Raw genomic sequence first — 1,942 nt, 5'->3', positions numbered from 1 at the left:
GTCCCAGGCGTTGGGGCCCTCGTCGGTTGCCTGCCTCTCCGGCAGGCGGACATCCTCCGGGGGAGCGGCAGGGGTTCCGGTCAGTTCCTCCTCGGTGAGCCAGAGCAGGGCGAACTGTCCCCCGATGATGTCCTCCATGCGGCGCAGGCGGGGGTGTTCCCGGCCCACGGTCGTGGCCAGCTGGACGAGGAAGGGGTCGGCGGCCTGCTCCGGGGTGAGGGCGTCGCCGGCGAGGACGGCGGCGACGTCCGCATCCTGCTCCGCGGACTGGCCCTCGCCCTGGAAGAAGGAGACCCCGACGAACTCCGGACCTCGGGTGCGGTACTCCTCGGGCACCCGGATGGTGAGCGCGTGAGCCATGGGCAGCCCCGTGAGCGGGCCGCGCGGCCACTGCTCCGCGGTGATGGCGGGGCCGTGGGTGCCGGTGTGGCCGGCCCGGACGGGATCTGTCAGGACGATGGGGGAGGGGCGGTCGGGATGCTCCTGCAGCTGGGCGGGATCCGATCCGAAGCCGAGATCGTGGGCGTGCATGCGGCATGGTAACTGAGCAGGGCGGTTGACGCAGGGCGAGCGGCGACGCATACTGAAACGGTGGATAGAACAGGTGTTCGGAAACTGCAGGGGGTGGACGACCTCTCCGGCCTCAGCCGGGCCGAGCAGGTCGAGCTCCTGCGTTCCCGGATATCGGCCCTCGGGGGCGGGACCCCGGAGATCTCCCCCGGCGCCCCCGAGGTCATCCGGACCCCCTCTGAACTGGCACGCGCCCTGCCCGGAGGGGGACTGGCACGCCGGGCGGTGACCGAGGTGTCGGACTGTCCGGCGCTCATCGTCGAACTCATCGCCCAGGCTACCGCGACGGGCGGACATGTCGGAGTGGTCGGATGGCCGGAACTCTCGCTCGCCGGTGTGGTCGAGGAGGGACGCCTGGACCACGTCATCGTCGTGCCGGATCCGGGCTCCGATCCGCTCGGGATCGTCGGCGTGCTCGTCGAGGGGCTGGACCTGGTGATCGCCCGGTGGGCGGTCCCGCTGGAGCTCTCACCGGTCCGTGTGCGCCCGCTGCTGGGCAGGTTGCGCGGCGGGGTGGCGGCGCTGGTGCTCGTCGGCGCGCGCGTTCCCTCCCCGCACGTGCGTATCGACGCCACCGTGACCACCTTCCGCGGCATCGGCCGCGGTCACGGACGGATCCGCGGCGTGGACATCGCCGTCCGCGTCGAGGCGAAGGGGCGTCCGTCGGCCTCCACGACCGTGACGGTGGGGCAGCGGGCGGGACTGCGGGTGGTGTGACATGCGCGTGGCCGCCCTGTGGTTCCCGGACTGGCCGGTGCAGGCGGCGTACCTCGACCACAAGGACACGGCGGAGCTGCCCGACACCCTGGCCATCGCCCGCCGCGCCGGGGTGCGCCGTGACATGCGGGTGCGGCAGGCGCAGGCCGTGTGCCCGGGACTGGTCGTCCTCGCGGAGGACCCGGACCGGGACGGCCGGATGTTCGGGTCGATCGCCGCCGGCCTGGACGATGTCGCCTCCTCCATCGAGGTGCTGCGTCCGGGGCTCGTCGTGGTGGACGCGGGGTCCGCGGGCCGGTTCCACGGTTCGGAGGCGCGCGCCGTCGAGATGCTCATCGACGCTGCCGCCCGTCGCGGCATCGACGCCCAGGTCGGGGTGGCCGATGAGATCGCCACCGCGCTCCTGGCGGCGCGCGTCGGGGGAGGCCAGGTGGTGCCGGCGGGCGGGTCGCGGGCCTTCCTCGCCGGGCAGCCGGTGGAGCTGCTCGGGGCGGAGGTCTCCCTGCACTGCGGACAGGCGCTCGTGCAGTCGCTCGGGGAGCTCGGGGTGCGCACCCTGGGTGAGCTCGCCGCTCTGCCCGCCACGGCCGTGAGCACCCGTTTCGGTGGGGCGGGGGAGCGCTGCCACCGCATCGCCCGCGCCGCCGCCGACCGC

At 73.9% G+C, this 1,942-nt stretch carries 3 protein-coding genes; 2 read left to right on the top strand and 1 reads right to left on the bottom strand.

The window, feature by feature from the left end; translation table 11 throughout:
* Positions 1-531, bottom strand: a 531-nt coding sequence (locus GXZ33_RS03855; RefSeq protein WP_291339520.1) for a hypothetical protein, incomplete at its 3' end; no start/stop codon positions are given.
* A gap of 93 nt (positions 532-624) precedes the next feature.
* Here GXZ33_RS03855 and GXZ33_RS03850 point away from each other — a divergent pair.
* Both GXZ33_RS03850 and GXZ33_RS03845 read left to right on the top strand, forming a co-directional pair.
* On the top strand, positions 625-1,287 hold the full coding sequence (locus tag GXZ33_RS03850) for a hypothetical protein (protein ID WP_291339519.1): 663 nt from the start codon (positions 625-627) through the stop codon (positions 1,285-1,287).
* 1 nt (position 1,288) lies between these two features.
* On the top strand, positions 1,289-1,942 hold a 654-nt coding region (locus GXZ33_RS03845), incomplete at its 3' end, for a DNA polymerase Y family protein (RefSeq protein ID WP_291339518.1).

The sequence above is a fragment of the Corynebacterium sp. genome (assembly GCF_012838985.1).
Classification (GTDB): Bacteria; Actinomycetota; Actinomycetes; order Mycobacteriales; family Mycobacteriaceae; genus Corynebacterium.
This window is presented reverse-complemented; position numbering and strand designations above follow the sequence as displayed.